The 3,632-nt window shown below is 71.4% G+C and carries 2 protein-coding genes and 1 pseudogene; all 3 read left to right on the forward strand.

What is annotated here, in order from left to right:
• Positions 1-1,451 (forward strand): annotated as a pseudogene (locus tag K206_RS44065) (FHA domain-containing protein); the annotation flags it as partial.
• Positions 1,438-2,820, forward strand: a complete 1,383-nt coding sequence (locus tag K206_RS0134870) for an HlyD family efflux transporter periplasmic adaptor subunit (RefSeq protein WP_020206898.1) — start codon at positions 1,438-1,440, stop codon at positions 2,818-2,820. The pseudogene K206_RS44065 and the gene K206_RS0134870, both read left to right, overlap by 14 nt.
• An 83-nt stretch (positions 2,821-2,903) precedes the next feature.
• The coding region (locus K206_RS0134875) for a peptidylprolyl isomerase (protein WP_020424030.1) at positions 2,904-3,632 on the forward strand (729 nt) is incomplete at its 3' end.

Below are 3,632 nucleotides of genomic sequence, written 5' to 3' on the forward strand. Positions count from 1 at the left end.
CGGGCGGCGATTTCCCGCGCGCCGCCGCCGTGGCCGACGCCTATCTCGCGCGGCATCCCGACAACGCGCAGTTCAAGGCCGCGGGCACCGAGGCGCTGCTGCGCGCGTATGTGCCCGCCTGGATGGGCAGGCTGCAGGCGCGCGACTTCGACGGCGCCGACGCGGCGCTGGCGCGGATGAAGACGCTCGGCGCGCACAACGCCGACGCGCGCGCCTTGCTCGACGAGATGGCGTGGCTGGGCCGGCTCGACCGCTTCGTGGCGGGCCGCGGCGGCGTGGACGCGCCGATCCGCATGTATGCCGACGAGGCCGCCATCCGCGGCCTGCTGCGCGACTGGAACGCCGACATCCCCGCGCACCAGCGCGCGCTCGACCGCATTTCCGCCTACGTGCCCGCGTTCAAGGACCGCTACGCGGTGGCGCTGAGCTACGTGCGCAAGCTGCAGAGCGACGATTCCGTCTACCTCGCCGCCATCGACCGCCTCAACGCGGCGCTGGCCACCGGGCTGGCCGGCGATGCGCCGCAGGCGCTGCAGCCCGTGCTGGCGGACTACGCCGAGAAATACCCGCGCCTCGCCGGCATGGACCGCCTCAAGGAGGACCTGCGGCGCTACCTGGAGCTCGACGCCGCCCTGCGCGCGACGGCGCTCGGCCCGGTGGTGGCGCAGATGGCCGGCGCCGGCTTCGCCACGCCGCCGTTCCAGGCGCGCTACCGCGAGCTCGCCGCCGGCCGCCTGCCCACGCCCGAGGTGGCGCGCCTGTACGGCGACGCGGACAAGGCCTGGCGCGCGGGCGATGCCGGCGCCGCCTTCGCGGCCCTGCAGCAGATCAAGGGCGGCCCCTGGGCCGAGGCGGCGGCCAGCGAGCTGGCGCGGCGGCAGGCGGTGGCCGCGCAGTTCGGCGAGCTGCAGAAGGGGCGCGGCGGCAGCGGCTACGACGAGCGCTTGCTGTCCTTCTACGCCGTGCTCGATCCGGCGCAGGACGCCTATTTCGTCAAGGCCATCGAGCCGGACGTGGCGGCCATCCACGACACCGCGCTGCGGCGCGCGCAGGTGCTCATGAACGGCGCGCTGGCAAGCTGGCGCCAGTACCGGCGCGACGGCGCGCTCGGCGGCGAGCAGCGCCTGGAGCCGGAGATCTCGGCCAAGTTCCGCGCGCAGGCGCGGCTGCTGTCCGGCGCCAGCGCGCAGGCGCGCCAGGGCATGCGCATCTACGCGCAGCTCAAGGTCGGCGACACCGCGCAGTGGAACCAGGTGCGCGACGACATCGAGGCGGAGGCCGAGCTGCAGCGCCGCTCGCTGCAGGAGCTGCGCATGGTGCTGAACCCCGCCGTGCTCAAGGGCAAGCTGGCGCTGATCGGCGCCGAGGCGGCGGACGGCGGCGAGAGCGTGGCGGCGGGTGGAGGCAGGGACGGAGAGAAGGACGGCGGGAGGCGCGATGAAGGACGATAACCGCGACAACCGCCTCAAGCCGCTGCACGAGGCGCTCGAGGACCACAGCGCCGAGGGCATCGCGATCCTCAGCGCCGAGCCGCTCAAGATCATGCAGGTCTCGGTGCTGGTGATGGTGCTGCTGGTGCTGTGCGCGCTGGTGTGGTCGTTCGTCGGCCACGCGGATGTGATCGTCACGGCGGACGGCACGCTCGCGCCCGAGTCGGAAGTGCGGCGCTTCTACGCGCCGGTGGACGGCGAGCTGGCCGATCTCTACGTGGCCGAGGGGCAGCCGGTGTCGAAGGACGACGTGCTGGCGCGGCTCAACGCGCGCGGCGCGATCGAGGCGGCCACCAATGCGCTGGAGGCCCAGCTCAAGCTGCAGGACTCCGAGCGCGAGTGGCAGCAGTTCCCGGACAAGAAGCTGCTGATGGAGCGCAAGGCGGCCGCACTCAAGAAGCAGATCGAGGTGGCCGAGCGCCTGCACGAGAACCGCACCGCGGAGGGCACCACGCGCCTGGCCGAGCAGCAGCGCGCGCAGCTGCAGGAAGCGCGCAGCAACCTCGACAACGCGCGCCGCCAGCGCGAGTTCACGCGCCAGGAGCAGGACCGGTACGCGCGCCTGTTCGCACTGCCGGGCGGCGGCGGGGTGTCGCAGTCGCAGGTGGAGGGCAAGCGCAATGCCGCGGTGGAGGCGGAGAACGCGCTGCGCATCGCGCAGTCGCGCCTGACCGAGCTCGATTCGCGGCTGAGCCAGGAGCTCAACCAGGCCACCGTGCAGCTCGAAGGCAGCAGCCAGGAGCTGACCAACCTGCGCATCCAGTACGACGCCGCGCTGCGCGAGATCAGCAACACCGAGGACAAGCTGCGCCTGCAGGTGCAGACCGCGCGGCTGGTGGCCGAGGCGGCGGCGCGCATCCGCTTCGAGAACATCGACAAGGACAACTTCCTGCTGATCCTGGCGCCGGTGGCCGGCGTCATCACCGACGTGAGCTCCACGCAGCGCGGCGACAAGGTGCAGGCCAACGCGCCGCTGGGCGGCATCGCGCCCAAGGACGCGCGCCCGGTGCTGAAGATCGAGATCGCCGAGCGCGACCGCGCCTTCCTGCGCGAGGGGCTGCCGGTCAAGCTCAAGTTCAATGCCTTTCCCTACCAGCGCTACGGGCTCATCAACGGCACGCTGGAATACATCTCGCCGGCGACCAAGCTGGCGGGGCAGAACCGGCAGCCGGTGTACGAAGGCCGCGTGCGGCTGGCGCAGACGTACTACGCCGTGGCGGACGGCAAATATCCGTTGCGCTACGGTATGACCGCCACGGCGGAAATCGTGGTGCGCGAGCGGCGCCTGATCGACCTGGGGCTGGACCCGTTCCGGCAGGTGGCCGGCTGACGGGCGCGCGGCATGCGGGGCGGGGGCGGGAGGGGCGGCGTGCCCGGCACGGCGCGTGCGGCAACGAGCGAGGAGCACGGAACATGACAGCGATTGTGCGGGTCGACGACGAGATCATCGGCGTCGAGGAGTTCATCCGGGTGCTGAAGCTCACGGGGCAGTTCGAGGGGCTGATCGAGCAGATCGTGCGCGACAAGCTCACCGTGCACGCGGCGCGCAAGCAGCGCATCGGCGTCACCCCCGAAGAGGTGCAGGAGCGCGCCGACCAGTTCCGCCGCGTGCAGGGGCTGCACCGCGCGGCGGACATGAACCACTATCTCGACGTGCTTAACGTCAGCCTGGACGAGTTCGAGACCTTCATCACCGAAAGCCTCTACCAGGAAAAGATGATGGCCGAGGTGACGAACGAGCGCGCGGTGGATGCCTACTTCAAGCTCCATTCGCCGAAGTTCGACAGCATCGAGATCAGCCACATCGTGGTGGACGCCGAGGACAAGGCCAAGGAACTCATCTCCTACCTGCGCGATGACCCCGACAGCTTCGCCGAGATGGCGCGCGAGCACTCCATCGCCGACACGCGCGAGCAGGGCGGCGCCATCGGCAAGGTGCTGCGCGGCTCGCTGCGCGCCGACATCGAGGCCAAGGTGTTCAACGCCGCCGCCGGCGACCTGCTCGGGCCGTTCCCGTCGGCCGACCGCGCCGTCTTCGAGATCTTCATGGTGAGCGACAAGCACCCGGCCGTGCTCGACGCCGAAGTGGCGGCCGAGGTGCGCCGACTGCTGCGCGAGGACTGGCTGATGGCCAGGGCGCAG

The sequence above is a fragment of the Cupriavidus sp. WS genome, from assembly GCF_000395345.1.
Lineage (GTDB): Bacteria > Pseudomonadota > Gammaproteobacteria > Burkholderiales > Burkholderiaceae > Cupriavidus > Cupriavidus basilensis_B.

Bases quoted from the DNA above. Each gene is read 5' to 3' on its own strand.
- K206_RS0134870 (WP_020206898.1), top strand. From the start codon at position 1,438: ATGAAGGACGATAACCGCGACAACCGCCTCAAGCCGCTGCACGAGGCG.